This is a genomic window from Geothrix fermentans DSM 14018, assembly GCF_000428885.1.
Lineage (GTDB): Bacteria > Acidobacteriota > Holophagae > Holophagales > Holophagaceae > Geothrix > Geothrix fermentans.
This window is the reverse complement of sequence record NZ_KE386810.1, coordinates 611538-628136: the sequence shown is the minus strand read 5'-3', so window position 1 is coordinate 628136 and position 16599 is coordinate 611538. Positions and strand designations below refer to the sequence as shown.

Genomic DNA, 16599 nt, shown 5'->3' with positions numbered 1-16599 from the left:
CATGAGCCTTGATCCTGTCATTCGCCACGCTCGTCTGTCCTCCCGTCGCCTCCAGCTGGTCCTGGCCCCCTTGGCCCTGATCCTGGCCGCGGGCGGCGTGGGCTGCTTCCGGGCCACGGGCGTGGGCCGGCCCACGGTGGCCGTGGAGGAGATTCCCGCCTCCGGCGGCGACCGCCTGGCGGGCCTGAAGGCCACGTCCGGCCCGGGGGATTTCTACCTGGGCAATGACGCGGTGCAGATCGCGGTGGACGGCGCGGCCTTCGGGGACCGGGAAGGCCAGTTCGGGGCGCCCTCGGGCGGCGCCATCCTGGATGTGGGCCACGTGGCCCTCGACCAGAACTTCAAGCGGGTCACCATGCCCACGGACCTGGTGGAGCGCCTGGGGCCCGTGGCGAACCAGGACCCTGATCTGCCCCTGGTCTTCGACCGCTATACGCCCGGGACTGCCGCCAATGAGGTGTACCTGGACATGCAGGGCTACCTCCTGGATCCCAAGGGGAAGCTCGGCGCGGCCACGGACCTCCAGGGCCGGGTGCAGGGCGTCACCGTCTCGCACCGCATCACCCTGACCAAGGCCGACACCTTCTTCACCCTGGAGACCACCCTCACCAACAACGGGACCTCAGCGCTCCCCATCCGGAGCCTGGGGGACTTCCTCTCCCAGCACGGGGGCGGATTCCGCTTCGTGGTCCCGGCCCTCACGGCCTTCGATGGCACCCCCATCAGCAGCTGGGGTGTGGAGATCCCGGGATCGGACTTCTCGGCTCCCCTGACCTCTAGCGTGGTGGCACCCATGGTGGCCTTCATGGGTGCGGAATCCGCCGGAAACACTCTGGATTCCCATTCCTCCATCGGCCTCCTGCCCCTGGACGTGGATCAGGTGCTGGTGGCCTCCGATCCCCAGCCCGCCCTCACGGAACTGCGTCCGCGCTTCCCGGGCCGCCTGGTGGTGGGCAGTCCCGCCGCGGCGAGCCTTCCAGCCGGGCAGTCCATGACCTACCGGCGCCGGCTCTACACCCTGGGAGGGGCAAGCATCTCCGCGACCCAGCCCGCCCAGGCGACCTCGGTCTTCAACGAGATGGTCCAGGCGCGGGCCGGCCTCCGGGGCGGAGACTTCGGCGTCCTGAGCTACGATTCCTTCGGCACGGCCGCCCGGGGCGGGCCCCTGCAGACGGAGTTCCGGTTCGACCGGTACGTCGGCCCCGCCGCCGATCCCTCCACCGACGCGAACCCGTCGAGCTGGGTGACGGAGCGGGTGGAGTGGCGCGAGGGGAGCGAGATCCCCTCGGTGGGCGGTGCCATCGGTGTGCTGCTCCCGGCGGTGGCCGATGCCCGCGGAACGGGGCACAGCCAGCCCTACCGGATCACCTCCACCAACGCCTTCCAGAGCCATGCGCTCTACCTTGGGACGAATACCTCGGACACCAACCGCCCGTACCTGGTCACTCCCATCACGCCTTCGAAGGACCAGGTCTGGAGTTTGGGAGAGAAGCTCAGCCCCGAGCGCGCCGAGGTCGTGGACGCGTCTGGGAATGTGATCCACCACAAGCAGCTGGCCCATAACTTCGTGGTCCGGCAAGCGGGAACCCTCGAATTGCTGGGCCTGAACCCCCTCCGCATCACCCTGCTGGGTCAGGGCGGGACAGCCGATCCTTCCATGCGCCGTTTCAGCCACTTGGCCGGGTACTACAACCAGGTCTTCAAGGCCAAGGACATCTCCGGCGCCAACATGGCCGCCTACCAGTACACGGCCGGAAACCAGATCTTCGGCACGTCTTTCCGCTACTCCGGCGGAGCGGCCACGGCCTACTTCCCACCCGGGGAGTACCTCGCCTACGGCACCCGCGGTCCTCTGTCCCACCTCGATGCCCTGCCCGTGAGCGTCTTCGACGGCCAGGAGATTACGACCCACGTCTTCGTGACCCTTCCCCCGGTCCTGCCCGCGGGCTGGACGAACTTCGACCTCCCGGGGCCCACCCAGGCCACCACCGGCGGCCTGAACCCCGGTGAGATGCTGAGCTCGGCCCTGGCGGAGGGCGTGCATGTGGTGGCCCGCACCGAGGAGGACCGGCTCACGGACCCCACGGCGCTCCGGGACGAGTTCCGGGCGGAGGTGGACAACCTTGCCGTCACGGATGCCCAGCGGGCCCCCCTCGGCCTCGATCCCCTCGTGGTTGGCGCCCGTAGCTCGGCGCTGGCCGACGGCTTCACCACCACCCTGTTCACCCCCACCCCCACCGGCGACCGAAACGGCGGGGCCCGGCCCTCCAAGGGCTGGACCCTGGCGGACTTCATCACCCAGGCGGAGGGCGCCTACACCATCGTCCACCGTCCCCGGGGCCCCCAGGGCCTGTTCACGGTGCGCGGGTTCGATCCGGCGGTGCCCCTCGGGACGGGGGCCAACGCCTGGTGGACCCAGACGGGCCCCGAGTCCCTCGGCAAGCGGCAAGGTGACTTCGACGCCCTGGAACTGCTCCGGGCCGAAGGATGCGATCCCGCGGATCCCACTTCCTGGTTCGCCGAGTTCAAGGCGGTCCGCGCTGACTGGTTCTCCCTGCTGAGCCAGCAGGCGCCGGGCGCCTTCACCAAGGGCCTGGGGCTCTCCGCCGCGAAGTACAGCCTCGACACGCCCGTGGGCCTGTCCCGCACCTACCTCAAGACCGGATCTTCCGCCCTGTCGCAGACGGCCCTCGATCCCGTGCTCTCGGCGCTCCGCAGCGGCGCGGCCGTGGCTTCCACTGGGCCGATGCTCGACGTGACCGTCAACGGCGTGGGCCCCGGTGGCCTGGTGTCCGGACCTGCGGCCACCGTCTCCATTGCCATCTCCCTCTATGCGGCGGACTGGGTGCCCGTGGACGAAGTCCGCGTGGTGGTGAATGGGGTGGCCCAGGTAATTCCCATGACCAGCTTCACGGCCTCCGCCGCGGACTTCCGGTTGCGGACGGCCACCCTGGACGGCATCGCCATGCCTGCGGGCAAGGATGCCTGGGTGGTGGTGGAGGCCGGTGTCCCCCTGGCCACCACCGGGGCCTACCAGGCGGGAACGCCCTGGAACCGGATCATGAAGGGCATCTACCCCATCGCTGTCACCAACCCCGTCTTTGTGGATGTGGACGGCGGGGGGTACACTCCTCCGGGACTCTAGACGGCAGGGGTGATGTGATGGCGGATTGGCTTCCGGAGCGGCTTCCGGAGGATATCGACGCGGAGCGGTCCTTCCTGGCCACCTGCTGCGCCCCGGGGGCGGGCTTCGCCGCCAGCGAGGCCGTGTTCGCGCTGGCCGAGGAGGACTTCGTCCACCCGGCACACCGGGCCGTATTCCGGGCGCTGCGCACGCTCATTGAGGCCCAGGTCGAGGTCAACTCCCTCACCCTGAAGGATGCGCTGGACCAGGACGACAGCCTGAACAAGGTGGGCGGCTACCCCGGGCTGGTGGAGCTCCTGGCCGGCGAGGACGTAGAGCGGCCCCAGGTGCTGGCGGACCTGATCCGCCGCAAGGCCAAGCTGCGCCGCCTCGTCCACCTGGGCGCCCAGCTCGTGCGCCAGGCCGCCGAGGAGGAAGAGCCGCCCGAGGTGCTGGTGGACCAGACCGCCCAGAGCCTCTTCCACCTGGCCCAGGGGGACGCGAAGGCCAAGGGGCTGCTCTCCATCCAGGCCGTGGCCGACGACGCCATGGACCGCCTCCACGACCGCCTGGAGGGCCGCCTCTCGCCGGGCGTGCGGGTGGGCTTCAGCCGCTTCGACGAGCTGACCCAGGGCTTCCAGCCCGGCAACCTCATCGTGCTGGCCGCCCGTCCTGGCATCGGCAAGACCGCCCTGGCCCTGAACTGGATCCTGCGGGCCGCCCAGGAGCGGGATGGGCATCCGGCCCACTGCGGGGCCTTCTTCAGCCTGGAAATGAGCCACGAGGAGGTCTTCCTCCGGCTGCTGGCGGCCCAGAGCCAGACCAACATGAAGGACCTCCAGTCCGGCCGGGCCACGGGGCGGCTGGACCATGTGATGCGGTGCCGGGACGAGCTGGTGCAGATGCCGCTCTTCATCTGCGACCAGGCCTCCATCACCGTGCCCCAGATCCAGAACATGATCGTGAAGCAGGGTAGCCAGAGCAACCGGCGGGTGGAGTTCGTCATCATCGACTACCTACAGCTACTGAGCAGCCCCGAGAACAGCCGCGGCGCCAAGCAGAACGAGGCCGTCCGCATCGGTGAGATCAGCCGCGGCCTCAAGCTCATGGCCAAGGACTTCGGCATCCCCGTGGTGGTGCTCTCCCAGCTGAACCGCGAGGTGGAGCACCGCACCGGCGGCCGCCCCCAGCTCAGCGACCTCCGCGATTCCGGCGCCATCGAGCAGGACGCGGACATGGTGGCCTTCATCCACCGGAAGATGCTGCCCTCCGCCAACGAGGAGCCCGATCCCACCGCTGAGCTCATCGTGGCCAAGCACCGCAACGGCCCCACCGCCATCATCCAGCTGCACTTCCAGGGCGAGTACGCCATGTACCGGGAGATGGTCAGAGAGACTTCCTCCTACGCGTGAACAGTGGGTCCTCCTATCGTTTCTTTATACGAAAAAGCGGCCATCCGGCCGCTTTTTCGCATGACTCAATGAAGCAAGCTACTCCAGCCCGAACGTGGAGTTCTCCAGCTCCTTCTTGACGAAGGCCATGAAGAGGTCGGCGATCGAACCGTCGATGGGGGGCCCCCCTCCATGAGGCCGAAGGCCGAATGGGAGCGAGCCCTTGCGGGGCTCGCGATCGGGGGCTGCCAGAAGCGGCGTGCGCGCCAGCGAAGCGCGCGCTCAGCCGCGGAGGATCAGCGGCTACTCCAGCCCGAACGTGGAGTTCTCCAGCTCCTTCTTGACGAAGGCCATGAAGAGGTCGGCGATCGAACCGTCGATGATCCGGTGGTCGAAGCTCAGGCTGCTGAACATCACCTGGCGGATGGCGATGAAGTCGGTGCCGTCGGGGCCGGTGATGACCACGGGGCGCTTCACGATGGCGCCCACGCCCTGGATGGCCACCTGGGGCTGGTTGATGATGGGCAGGCCGAAGGTGTCGCCGTAGACGCCGGGATTCGTGATGGTGAAGGTGCCGCCGCTGATCTCATCGGGCTTGAGCTGCTTGCTCCGGGCCCGCTCCGCCAAGTCGTTGAGGCTGCGGGCCAGGCCGCCCAGGTTCAGCATGTCGGCGCTCTTCACCACGGGCACGATGAGGCCCCAGTCGAGGCTCACGGCGATGCCCATGTTGATGTCCTGCTTGTAGACGACGTTGTCGCCGTCCACGGAGGCGTTGACCACGGGGTAGGCGCGCAGGGCCTTGCAGGCGGCCATCATGATGAAGGGCATGAAGCTGAGCTTGGTGCCGAACTGCTCCTCGAAGGCCTTCTTGTGCTTGTTCCGCAGCTGGGCCACGTGGGTCATGTCGATCTCGAAGACCGTGTAGACGTGGGCCGAGGTGCGGCGGCTGGCCACCATGTTGTCCGCGATGATCTTGCGCATGCGGCTCATGGGCTCCACCTTCACGCGCTCGCCAGGGGCGAAGGCGGGCATGGCCGGGGCGGGAGCCATGGAGAGCCCTGGGGTCAGGCCCATGGTGGGGGCGGAGGGATCGTGGACCGCGGGCAGGGCGGGGGCGATGGAGGCCGCCGGAGCAGCGGGCGCGGCCGCCGGGCCCTTGGCCAGGTAGGCCTCCATGTCCTCCTTCGTGACGCGGCCGGCCTGGCCGGTCCCGGGGACCTTGGTCAGGTCCACGCCATGCTGCTTGGCCATCTCGCGGACCAGGGGGCTGCTCTTGGCGCGCAGACGACCCTCGAGGCTGTTGTCGTCCTCCTCGGCCAGCGGGGCAGGGGCCGCTGCAGCCGGAGCGGAGGCGGCGGCAGGTGCCACGGCTGCGGCGGGAGCCGGGGCGCCTGAGGGCTTTTCCGAGGCGGCGCCGATGCGGGCCACGACGGTGCCCACGGGGACCGTGGCATTCACGTCCACGAGGATCTCCAGGAGGGTGCCGGCGGCGGGGGCGGGGATCTCCGCATCCACCTTGTCCGTGCTGATCTCGTAGAGCGTCTCGTCCTTGGCGATCACGTCGCCGGCCTTCTTGTGCCACTTCAGCACGGTGGCTTCCGCGATGCTCTCGCCCATCTGGGGCATGACGACGTCAAAGGCCATGGTTCGCTCCTATGCGGACAGGGTCGGGGTTTCGAGGTGGTGGCGGGTGAGGGACTGGAAGGTGTGGGCGGCCTCCAGCAGGCGGACATCCGAAAGGGCCGGCCCGATGAGTTGGATGCCGGCCGGCAGGCCGCCGGTGAACCCCGCCGGCATGGACAGGCAGGGGAGTCCCGCCAGGGCGGTGGGGACGGTGAAGACATCGGCGAGGTACATGGAGAGGGGATCGTCCGTCTTGGCGCCGAACGGGAAGGCCGTGCCGGGGCTGACGGGGGAAGCCAGGATATCGGCCTGGGCGAAGGCCGCGCGGAAATCCTCTGCGATGAGGGCGCGGGCCTTGAGGGCCTTTATGTAGAACGCGTCGTAGTAGCCCTTCGACAGACAGAAGGTCCCCAGGAGGATGCGGCGCTTGACCTCGTCTCCAAGGCCCTGGTCCCGGGTCCGGGCGATCATCGCGGGCAGCCCCCCCTCGGCGGAGGGCGTGCGGAGTCCGTAGCGCACGCCGTCGAAGCGGCTGAGGTTGCTGGACACCTCGCTGGTGCAGAGCAGGTAGTAGGTGTCGATGGCGTAGCGGGTGTGGGGGAGGCTCACCTCCACCAGCTCCGCGCCTTGCCCTTCGAGGGTCCGGAGGGCGTTGTCGAGCAGGTCCCGGACGCCGGGCTCCAGGCCGTCGGCGAAGCATTCCCTGGGGAGGCCGATGCGGAGGCCCTTCAGGTCCAGGGCCTGGAGATCCGCCAGCCGCTCCCGGTCCGGCAAGTCCACGGAAGTGCTGTCCAGGGGATCGGTGCCGGCCATGGCGCCCAAGGCCAGGGCCAGATCCGCGGCGGTGGCGGCGATGGGCCCCACTTGGTCCAGGCTGGACGCCATGGCCGTGAGCCCGTGGCGGCTGAGGACGCCGTAGGTTGGCCGCAGGGCCGTCACGTTGCAGAAGCTGGCAGGCAGGCGGACAGAGCCCCCCGTGTCGCTGCCCAGGGCCAGGGGCGCGTAGCCCGCGGCCACGGCCACCACGGAGCCACTGCTGCTTCCCCCGGGCACCCGGGAGGTGTCCCAGGGGTTGCGGGCCGGGCCGAAGGCGCTGTACTCGCCGCTGGAGCCCATGGCGAACTCGTCGAGGTTGGCCTTGGCGATGGGGACGGCGCCGGCCTCCAGGAGCCGCCGGACGACGGTGGCGTCATAGGGCGCCACGTACCCCTCCAGGACCCGGGAGCCGCAGGTGAGGGGGAGGCCGGACCAGTGGAGGTTGTCCTTGAGAATCACGGGCAGGCCCAGCACCGGCGTGCGCTCCCCGGCCCGCAGACGGACGTCGGCTCGCCGCGCCAGGTCGAGGCTGCGGGCCTCGTCGGTGGCCAGGATGGCGCGCAGGACGCCGTCGTGGGCCCGGATGCGATCAAAGGCAGCCCGTGCAAGGGACTCGGAGGACAGGTCGCCGGCGTCGAGGCCCCCGCGCCAGTCCATCGCCGTGCCCAACGCCATGCGCGCTCCCGTGGAACCTTCTACTCTGCCACCTCGCCGGGGCGTCTTCCAGCCTGGACAGGCGGGGCGACCCTTGCCGAGTGGCGGAATTCGGGCACGTTTCCGTGCCGCGGGCCTGCACACGGGCTGGAAATAGGCTACCATCCTCTGCTCAAGCCCTGTTCTTCCATCCCCATGCGATGCGCTGGCCCAGGGTGCGCTGTGGACCATCATGAATCCTTTCGATGTGCTGGAACTCTCACCCGATGCCTCGCCCGAGGACATCAAGGCCGCGTACCACCGGCTCGCCAAGCAATGGCATCCGGACCGGTTCACGGGTGAAGCGAAGGTGGAGGCCGAGGCGAGGTTCCGTGAGCTGGCGGAGGCCTTCAGCACCCTGAAGGATCCGGGCAAGCGGCTGGCGCTGGTGCAGCAGATGCCCAAGGCCGCGACCGCGGCGCCCGCCTCTCCGCGGGAACCGGAGAAGGGGGCCGATCCCTCCCAGGAGCGCACCCCCGAGGACTGGGCGGCCATGGCCAAGGAGGCCTTCGAGGCGGGCCGCCTGGACCAGGCCCAGGCACTCATCCAGTACGCCATCCGGCTGGACGAGACGAAGCCGCAGTACCACGCCATGCTGGCCACCTACCTCGAGCAGGGAGGGGGGGATCTCCGGGCCGCGGTGAAGGCGCTGGAGACGGCCGTGCGGCTGGCACCCCGGGACGTGGAGAGCCACATCCGCCTGGCGGGCCATTTCCAGGCCCTCGGGATGGCCGCGCGGGCGCAGCGCCACCTCCAGACGGCGCACGAGATCGCGCCGAATCATCCGAAGTTCCGCCAGGCCCCCCCGAAGGGCGGAAAAGGGGCCAAGGCGCCCCAGGCGCCTGGCCACAAGGGAAAGGCCCAGGCGGCCCCCGCCAGCCCGGGGAGCCTCATGGATCAATTGAAGGACCTCTGGGGCCGACTGACGGGAAAGGGTTGATCATGAGGATCCACGCCGCGGGAAAGACGGATGTCGGTTGTGTCCGGAAACACAACGAGGACAGCTACCTGTCCGACGCGGACCTGGGTCTCTTCGTGGTGGCCGACGGGCTCGGCGGCCATGCCGCAGGCGAGGTGGCCAGCCAGATCGTCGTGGACACGGTGGCCAAGTTCGTGGGGGACACCCGCGAGAAGGACCGCACCTGGCCCATGGAGTACGATCCCACCCTGTCCTATGACGGAAACCGGCTCAAGGTGGCCCTCCTGCTGTCGGACCGGGCCATCGCCGAGGACATCCGCCGCAATCCCGAGCGGGAGACCATGGGTTCCACCGTGGTGGCGGGTCTCTTCCACGGGTCCAAGGTGACCCTGGCCCATGTGGGGGATAGCCGGGCCTACCTGCTGGGCCCCGAAGGCATCCGGCAGGTGACGCGGGACCATAGTTGGGTGGCCGAGCAGGTGGCCAATGGCATCCTCACCCCTTCCGAGGCCCGGGTGCACCCTTTCAGAAACGTCATCACCCAGGCCCTGGGCAATGGAGGGGACCTGGAAATTGAAGTTCAGGATCTGGAACTGGGCAAAACGGAGCGACTCTTGCTTTGCTCCGATGGCCTGTCAGGAATGATCGGCGACAGACAGATCTGGGACATCGTGACGCAGTCCGGGAACCTCCAAAGGGCTGTGGAATCACTTGTTCTGGCCGCGCGGGAACAAGGCGGCGAGGACAATATCACGGCCATCCTGGTCGGCCTGGAGCCCGATCGCGCCTAATGCAAGATCCAGTAAGCCTTGACCTAATCCATTCCCGCGCTACCCTTTCTCCAATACCTAAATTCTCCAAGTGAGGCATCCGGTGGGTCTCTTCGGAAGCAAAGCCAAAAGTCTTGTCGGCTTGGATATCGGATCCAGCTCGGTGAAAGTCTGCGAGTTGCAGCAGATTGGCAAGGGTGGTCAGACTCGCTACCGCTTGCAGAAACTGGGCAAGGTGGCCCTGCCGCCCGACGCCATCGTGGATGGCGACATCATGGATAGCAACGCCGTGGCCTCCGCTATCCGGCAGGTCATGGCGGAGCAGAAAATCAAAGCCAAGGATGTGGCCATCTCCGTGTCGGGTCAGCAGGTGATGGTCAAAAAAGTGACATTCCCCCTGATGAGCCAGGCGGAACTGGCCGAGTCCGTCCGCTGGGAGGCTGAGAGCTTCTTCCCGGCAGGACAGGGGTTGGACTCCTACGCCCTCGATTACTACCTCATCGAGGAGCGGGCCATCGATGGGAACATGGACGTGGTCCTGGTGGCGTGCCGCAAGGACAAGCTCGAAGCCTATGTGAGCTGCGTCGCCCAGGCGGGCTGCAGCCCCAAGGTGGTGGATGTGGATGTCTTCGCCCTCCAGAATGCCTACGAGGCCAACACCTCGGGCGGTGGACGGGATGAAGTGGTGGCCCTGGTGAACATGGGCTCCACCTTCACCAACCTCACCATGATGGTGGGCGGGAAGTCCGTGTTCTGGCGCGACATGGCCTGGGGCAGCAGCCGGTACTCCGAGAAGCTCATGGAAGACTGGGGCGTGACCCGCGAGGGCGCGGAGCGCCTGAAGCGGAACCAGGCCTCGGAAGGCCACGAGCCGGATGAGGTGCAGCCTTCCATCAACGCCGTCTCCGATGCCTTCGGCGACGAACTGGGCCGCACCCTCGACTTCTTCAAGAGCAGTTTCAAGGTGGATCGCCTCGATCGCGTGCTCGTCAGCGGCGGCGGCTCCATGATCCACGGGCTGATGGATGCGCTGGGCGACCGGCTCCGGGTTTCCGTGGACCGGTTCAATCCCTTCCAGCTCATCGAGATCGATGGCAAGACCGAGGATCCCATGGCAGTCCGTGAGATCGGCGGCGGCGCCACCGTCGTGGTCGGGCTGGCCTTGCGCCAAGTGGGGGACCGATGATCAAGATCAACCTGCTGGGGGACGCGCTGGCCCAGGGCGGTGCCAAGAAGGGGGCCAGCAAGGCGGCCGCCGAGCCCGTCCAGGTGTACACGGGTGAAGGTGGGAGCCGCTCTAGCCTGCCCATCGCCGGCGTGGTGGTGGGCCTCGTGTTCGCGGCCTGCGGCGGCATCTACTATGTCTGGCTGAACAGCGAGCTCACCAAGGCCCAGAAGCAGAAGGCCGACCTCGAGCGCGACAAGAAGCAGTACGAGCCCTACATCGCCCTGGAGAAGACCTTCCGGGAGAAGAAGGCCGCCCTCCAGAAGAAGGAAGAGGTGATGACCACCCTCAAGCGGCAGCAGTCGCTTCCGGTGCACCTCATGGAGGAACTCGCCAACAGCCTGCCGGACGACGTGTGGTTCAAGAAGATCTCCCAGAAGGGCTCGATGATCACCATCGAAGGCGAGGGCCGGAACTTCGAGGCCATCAACGCCTTCTACGGCAACCTCCAGTCCCGGACCCGTTGGTTCAAGAAGATCAACTATCCGAGCGCGAAGCGCGGGACCACGGGTTCCTTCGACTTCACGATCTCCTTCGAACTCCAGAACGCTGTCTGAGGTAGGCCATGAATCCCCAGCTTCAGAAACAGATCGGCGTCGGCGCGGTGGCGGGCATCGTCTTGGCCGGCTTGGTCTACTTCCTGCTCGGCGGGAAGCGGAGCGAGCTGGAAACCACCCGGACCGAGGTGAAGACCCTCCAGGCCGAAGTCGACAAGGGACGCCTGCTCAAGGCCAGCTACGAGAAACTGCGCGATGAGGTCGCCAAGCAGGACAAGCGCATCGAGGAGCTGATCAAGATCATGCCCTCCGAGGCCGACTACGGCGAGATCCCCTACCGCATCAAGAAGCTGGCGGATGACGCCGGCATCGATCAGGTCTCCTTCGCCCTCAAGCCCGAGCGGAAGGATGCCTACTACACGGAAAAGCCCGTGGAGTTCGAGTTCCGTGTGGGGTACCACAGCTTCGGCCAGTTCACCTCGCTGGTGTCCGGCTACGACAAGATCATCAACGTCTCCAACATCGAGTTCAACCGCAAGGCCGACAAGGGCGGTCTCTACCCGGCCACGGTGAAGTGCATCGTCAGCGCCTTCATCTACAACCCCGAACCGCCCCCGGCGGCGCCGGCCAAGGCACCCGCCAAGGCTCCGGCCGCCAAGGGCGGCGCCAAGGAGGATTGAGGTACCCGCCATGATCCATCGACTCCTCCATCTCCCCCTGCTCGCCGGCATCGCCCTGGCAGCCCAGACGGGCCCCGCGGCGAAACCCGTGGAGGCTCCTGCCGCCCCGGCCCCCGAGGCTCCGGCCCAGGACGTGGCCGTCATCAAGATCACGCCCTACAAGCCCACCATCCAGCGGGACCCCTTCTCGACGCCTAGGGATGACCGTCCCGTGGACGCGCTCGACCTCATCGACGACATCGCCGTCAAGGGCATGATCCGGAAGGACGGCAAGAATTTTGCCATCGTCTCCGACAGCCGCGGGAATGTCCGCTGGCTGCCCGTGGGGCACCGGTTCAAGGACGGCGAGATCACAGGCATTTCCGATAAGGCCGTGACGTTCCACCAATGGGATGTGAACACCACGAACCGCTCTGTATTCCGAACCATCACGAAGACGTTCAAGCGTGAGGAGGGTAAACGATGAATGCTCGCCTGAGTTCCTTGCTGGTCGCAGGGGGCGTGGTCCTGGCGGGGATCCACACGGGGTCCCTCCTTGCCTCGCCGGCCCCTGAAATCTCCGTCGGGAAGGCCACATTGGTCGCCGCCACCCTGGAACCCGCTGGTGCGGGGGCCAAGGTGTCGCTCCGGATCCCCGGCCTGGCGGGCCAGCCCGCCATCCAGGTGCTTTCCAGCCCCCTCCGGGTGGTGCTGGACTTGCCTGGTGTCGAACGCGGCACCGCCGTCACCAAGAAGGACCTGGCCCAGCTGAGCCACCCCCTGGTGCAGAAGGCGAGGCTCGGCCAGTTCTCCACCGCACCCAAGGCGGTGACCCGCCTGGTGCTGGAGGTGGCTCCGGGCACCCAGGTGGTGGTGGGCACCAGCCCTGACGGGGTGGATCTGATGCTGAGCCCCGGCGAGGGCCGCGTCCAGGCCCGCGTGGAGGGCGTCTACCACCCGCAGCCGCTGGCCACGCCTGTCCTTCAGGCCGCCGCGCCGGTGCACGCCGAGCCGGCCCCGGCACCTGCCGCCGCTCCCGCGATGGCCCAGGTGAAACCGCTGACCAGCCTGCCGGCCGTGGGCGGCTCCTTCCAGATCCTGCCCCAGCTGGCCGCCTCCACGGCCCTGCCCGTGGCCACCCCCGAGGCTGTGCAACTGCCCGAGGCCGAGCGGCCCCAGGCACCGGTGAGCCGGCACCCGGGCCGGACCCTCGGCGAGTCCTCGACGCGATATACCGGCGCCAAGATCACCATCGACCTCCAGAACACGGACATCCGGGACTTCCTCCGCATCCTCGCGGATACGGGCAAGCTGAATCTGGTGATGGACCCCGACGTGCAGGGCAGCTACGGGTTCAAGTTCAACGAGACCCCCTGGGATCAGGTCCTGGACGTGGTGCTCAAGAATGCCAGCCTGGGCAAGGAGATCCAGAACGGCGTCCTGCGCGTCGCCAAGGTCGAGAAACTCCAGAAGGAGGAGGAGGAACGGAAGCGGCTGGAGGAGACCAAGGCCCTGGCCGGCGAACTCCAGACCATCACCCGACCCCTCTCCTACGCGAAGGTCAGCGACGTCCAGAAGATCCTTAAGGAGATGATGACCAAGCGCGGCTCGGCCATCCTGGATGACCGCACCAACACGCTCATCATCACGGACCTGCCCTCCCGCATCCCGGTCATCTCCGAGTTGCTGGAGACCCTGGACGTCCAGATCCAGCAGGTCCAGATCGAAGCCCGCGTGGTGGAAGCCAACAAGGACTGGCAGCGCCAGTTCGGCGTGAAGTGGCCCCAGGCCAACAGCGGCGCAGCTTCCATCTCGGGCGGCAGCGGCTCCACCGGCACTCCATGGGTCGGTACCCAGGCCCCCTTCTGGAACGGCATCCAGGGCTTCAATCGCACAGCCTCCGGGCAGCAGGCGGCTGTGGCCTGGTCCCCCGGCATGACCGGTGTCACCTCCCTCGCGGCCCCCGCCGGCGAGCTCTGGCTCTCCTTCCTCAGCAATCGCATCAGCATCAACGCCATCCTCCAGGCCCTGGAGTCCGACGGCACGGTGAAGATCGTCTCTTCCCCGAAGGTGGTGACCCAGAACAACAAGAAGGCCACCATTCTCAGCGGCGAGAAGATCCCCTATCCCTCCCAGCAGGGCGGCGCGGCCGGCGGCGCCATCACCGTGGCCTTCGTGGACGCGAACCTGCAGCTCGATGTCACGCCCCAGATCACCAACGAGGGCACCATCATCATGGACATCAAGCTGGAGAAGGCCGAGGCCGATTTCAGCCGCACTGTGAACGGCACCCCCACCATCCTCCGCAAGGCCCTGGAAACCCAGATGCTCGTGCGGGATGGCGGCACCGCGGTGCTGGGCGGGGTCTACATCACCAACCACACCAGTGGCCGGGTGGGTGTCCCCTTCCTGTCGAAGATCCCCCTCCTGGGCTTCCTCTTCCGGAAGGACACCAAGGCCGAGGCCAACAGCGAGCTGCTGATCTTCATCACGCCGCGGGTGCTGCGCCAGTAGTCCGGCGCGGCCCAAAAGGAAACGGCCCCATCCGGGGCCGTTTCCTTTTGAAGAAGAAAAAACTACTTGGCGATGGGGAGGGTGCGAACGAGGCGCTTGCAGCTGTTGCAGAGGATGGTGAAGTTATCCGCCTGCTCGAAGTGGTACTTGAAGCCCGGGTCCTCGGAGACCTTCTCCAGGTGGCCGAAGTGGTACTCGGCGATGCGCACGCTTTGGGGGGCGGTCAGATCGGCGCCGCAGTGGGTGCAGGAGATGGCGGCCATGCTTGCTCCTCGGGAGGCTGAGAGTCAGGAGTGGAACACTTTCCAGAGCCCCCAGCTTAGCAGAGCCAGCGCGGCCAGGCCCACGAAGACCCGCAGCAGCACCTTGCCGATCCGATATGCGACGTAGATCACGACCAGGAGGAGGAGACCGCCGGCCACGAGGATGGGGGTGTTCACAGGCGCCTCCCGTCTGGATCCCAGATGTAGAAACCCCGTCCAGCTTCCCGTCCCGTGGCGCCCTCGGCCACCTTTTCCCGGAGGATGGCGGGAGGCTCGAACCGGGGATCCCCGGAAGCCCGGTGGAGGCCTTCGGCGATGCGGAGGCGCAGGTCCAGGCCCACGCGGTCGGACAGTTCCAGGGGGCCCACCGGATGGCCATAGCCCAGGGTCATGAGGGCATCGAGGTCCTCGGCGGAGGCCACGCCGGCCTCCAGCAGCCGCATGGCCTCCAGCCCCTGGGCCAGGGCCATGCGGGCCGCGGCGAAGCCGGGCTGGTCCCTCACGACCACGGTGCGCTTGCGGAGGGCCAGACCCAGGGCCCGGGCCCGGTCCACCTGGGCCGCAGACACGCCCGGAGGCACGGCGATTTCCACCACGGCCATGCGCGGCACCGGCACGAACAGGTGGAAGCCCAGGAGGCGCCCCTGAAGGCCCGCGGCCGCGGCCAGGTCCGCGATGGGCAGGGCGGACGTGCCTGAGAGCGGCAGCAGGCCGGCTCCGCCCCAGGCCGCGGCCGCCGCCAGGGCGGGGACCTTCACGGCCGAATCCTCAGGCAAGGCCTCCAGCAAGATGTCCACGCCCTCCAGGGCCCCGGGGCCGAAGGGGGCCGGCCGGATCCGGGCCGAGGCCTGTTCCAGGATCTCCGCCGCCACCCTTCCCTTCCGGAAGGCGGCCTCCCACCGCCGTTCCACCTCCGCAAGACCCCGGCGGGCGTGATCCAGGTCCCGGCCCAGCAGGCGCACCTCGAGTCCGCATTCCGCCGCCCACTGGGCCGCGGACAGGCCGAGGGCTCCCGGGCCCAGGATGGCCAGGACGCCCGTCAAGCGCCTTCCCCGGCGCCCGGGATCCGGCACTCCAGGTGGTCCTGGCAGAGCCCCTCCCACACCACGGTCCGGCCCGTGTTGAAGGCCTTGACGATGGAACCCTTGCCGCCCGCCACCAGGTCGCCCGCCAGGAAGAGGCCGGGCACCGCCGTGTGGTAGCGGTGGTCCACCCGCGGATGCCGCCCGTCCAGGTCCACACCGGCCTGGCGGAGGAAACCCTCCGGCGTGGCTCCGCCCAGGGCATACACCACATGGTCGAACCGGGCCGTCCGGCCATCCTTGAACCGCACCTCGACTCGCGGGGCCGCCCCGGCATCCCCGAGCGAGGCGATGTCGGCGTTCCGCCAGACGGTGGCCTGCCCAGAGGTCTCCAGGTCCCGCAGGATCCTGCGGTTCACCTCGTTGGCCCTGGCGAACTCGGCGCCGCGGTAGGCCAGGGTCACGTCGTGTCCGGCATAGAGGTATTCCACGTACTCCAGGGCGGTGTTCCCGCCACCCACCACGAGTACGCTCGCGCCGGCGGGGAGGCTCTCCGTGAGATCGAAGCGTACGTTGCCCTTGAGGCTGGCGGGAAGGGGGTAGTCCGGCTTGTTGGGCCGCCCGTAGACGCCGATGGCGATGACCACGGTCCGCGTCCGGTACGTGGCTCCCTGGGCATCCACCGCCTCGAAGCCACCGCCATCCAGGGGTGTGATGCGGCTGACCTCCGTGTGGCTGCGGATGTCCAGGCCGTACTCGCGCACGAAACCATCCAGGGCCTCCAGTACCGTCTCCCGGGTGCCATCCACGATGCAGACCGCGCCTTCGCAGTCCACCTGCTGGCCCAGGTAGACCTTGTCCACCCGCTTGCCCGGGGTGTAGAGCTTCTCGATGGAGAAGCTGTGGCCCGGCCCCTTCTCGAGCAGCAGGATGCGCCGGATGCCGGCCCGGCGGGCCTCCACGGCGGTGGCGATCCCCGCGGGCCCCGCCCCGATGATCAACAGGTCCAGAAGATCCGCCTCCGCGGGTCCTTCAGCCATTGTTTCCTCCCCTCACCCGCTATGATGAACGGAAAGGGCCCTC

General features: G+C 68.0%; 15 protein-coding genes. 9 read left to right on the top strand and 6 right to left on the bottom strand.

Annotated features, from left to right (window positions below; translation table 11 throughout):
- The first annotated feature begins 1 nt into the window (after position 1).
- Together G398_RS0113415 and G398_RS0113410 are read left to right on the top strand one after the other, a co-directional pair.
- Positions 2 to 3145 (top strand): CehA/McbA family metallohydrolase domain-containing protein, encoded by a 3144-nt coding sequence (locus G398_RS0113415; RefSeq protein ID WP_157492422.1) that lies wholly within the window; start codon positions 2 to 4, stop codon positions 3143 to 3145.
- A 17-nt stretch (positions 3146 to 3162) separates the two neighbouring features.
- The gene (locus G398_RS0113410) at positions 3163 to 4536 is read left to right on the top strand and encodes a replicative DNA helicase (protein WP_026853976.1); all 1374 of its coding nucleotides are present in this window, start codon (positions 3163 to 3165) and stop codon (positions 4534 to 4536) included.
- Positions 4537 to 4818: 282 nt separating this feature from the next.
- On the opposite strand, the gene G398_RS0113405 is transcribed toward G398_RS0113410, so the two are convergent.
- On the bottom strand, positions 4819 to 6159 hold the full coding sequence (locus G398_RS0113405; protein WP_026853975.1) for a dihydrolipoamide acetyltransferase family protein: 1341 nt from the start codon (positions 6157 to 6159) through the stop codon (positions 4819 to 4821).
- 9 nt (positions 6160 to 6168) lie between these two features.
- Positions 6169 to 7629 carry an Asp-tRNA(Asn)/Glu-tRNA(Gln) amidotransferase subunit GatA gene (gene gatA, locus G398_RS0113400; RefSeq protein ID WP_026853974.1) on the bottom strand — a complete coding sequence of 487 codons (1461 nt, stop codon included), beginning with the start codon at positions 7627 to 7629 and terminating at the stop codon, positions 6169 to 6171.
- Positions 7630 to 7840: 211 nt separating this feature from the next.
- Here gatA and G398_RS18485 point away from each other — a divergent pair, with 211 nt between their 5' ends.
- From G398_RS18485 to pilQ, 7 genes are all read left to right on the top strand, one after another.
- The gene (locus G398_RS18485) at positions 7841 to 8587 is read left to right on the top strand and encodes a J domain-containing protein (protein ID WP_043484980.1); all 747 of its coding nucleotides are present in this window, start codon (positions 7841 to 7843) and stop codon (positions 8585 to 8587) included.
- A gap of 2 nt (positions 8588 to 8589) precedes the next feature.
- Positions 8590 to 9357, top strand: coding sequence for a Stp1/IreP family PP2C-type Ser/Thr phosphatase (locus G398_RS0113390; protein ID WP_043484977.1), 768 nt, complete (start codon positions 8590 to 8592; stop codon positions 9355 to 9357).
- A gap of 70 nt (positions 9358 to 9427) precedes the next feature.
- The gene (gene pilM / locus G398_RS0113385) at positions 9428 to 10522 is read left to right on the top strand and encodes a type IV pilus assembly protein PilM (protein ID WP_026853972.1); all 1095 of its coding nucleotides are present in this window, start codon (positions 9428 to 9430) and stop codon (positions 10520 to 10522) included.
- Positions 10519 to 11118 (top strand): PilN domain-containing protein, encoded by a 600-nt coding sequence (locus G398_RS0113380; RefSeq protein ID WP_026853971.1) that lies wholly within the window; start codon positions 10519 to 10521, stop codon positions 11116 to 11118. Before pilM ends, G398_RS0113380 begins: the two co-directional genes overlap by 4 nt.
- An 8-nt stretch (positions 11119 to 11126) precedes the next feature.
- A complete protein-coding gene (locus G398_RS0113375; protein WP_026853970.1) occupies positions 11127 to 11738 on the top strand; it encodes a type IV pilus inner membrane component PilO in 612 nt (203 codons plus the stop codon).
- Between the two features lie 10 nt (positions 11739 to 11748).
- A complete protein-coding gene (locus tag G398_RS0113370) occupies positions 11749 to 12204 on the top strand; it encodes a hypothetical protein (protein ID WP_026853969.1) in 456 nt (151 codons plus the stop codon).
- 152 nt (positions 12205 to 12356) lie between these two features.
- The gene (pilQ, locus tag G398_RS0113365; protein ID WP_169720670.1) at positions 12357 to 14231 is read left to right on the top strand and encodes a type IV pilus secretin PilQ; all 1875 of its coding nucleotides are present in this window, start codon (positions 12357 to 12359) and stop codon (positions 14229 to 14231) included.
- A gap of 62 nt (positions 14232 to 14293) precedes the next feature.
- Here the strand turns inward: pilQ and G398_RS0113360 are convergent, their stop codons facing one another.
- Genes G398_RS0113360 through G398_RS18480 form a run of 4 tightly spaced genes read right to left on the bottom strand, consistent with a single transcriptional unit; the run spans position 14294 to position 16556 of the window.
- Complete coding sequence (locus G398_RS0113360) at positions 14294 to 14494, bottom strand: hypothetical protein (RefSeq protein WP_026853967.1); 201 nt, start codon at positions 14492 to 14494, stop codon at positions 14294 to 14296.
- A gap of 24 nt (positions 14495 to 14518) precedes the next feature.
- A complete protein-coding gene (locus G398_RS20895) occupies positions 14519 to 14671 on the bottom strand; it encodes a hypothetical protein (protein ID WP_157492420.1) in 153 nt (50 codons plus the stop codon).
- Entirely contained in the window at positions 14668 to 15537 is an 870-nt protein-coding gene (locus tag G398_RS0113350) for a 3-hydroxyacyl-CoA dehydrogenase family protein (protein ID WP_026853966.1), read from the bottom strand. The genes G398_RS20895 and G398_RS0113350 overlap by 4 nt, the downstream gene beginning before the upstream one ends.
- On the bottom strand, positions 15534 to 16556 hold the full coding sequence (locus G398_RS18480; RefSeq protein WP_043484971.1) for an NAD(P)-binding domain-containing protein: 1023 nt from the start codon (positions 16554 to 16556) through the stop codon (positions 15534 to 15536). The genes G398_RS0113350 and G398_RS18480 overlap by 4 nt, the downstream gene beginning before the upstream one ends.
- Positions 16557 to 16599 lie beyond the last annotated feature (43 nt).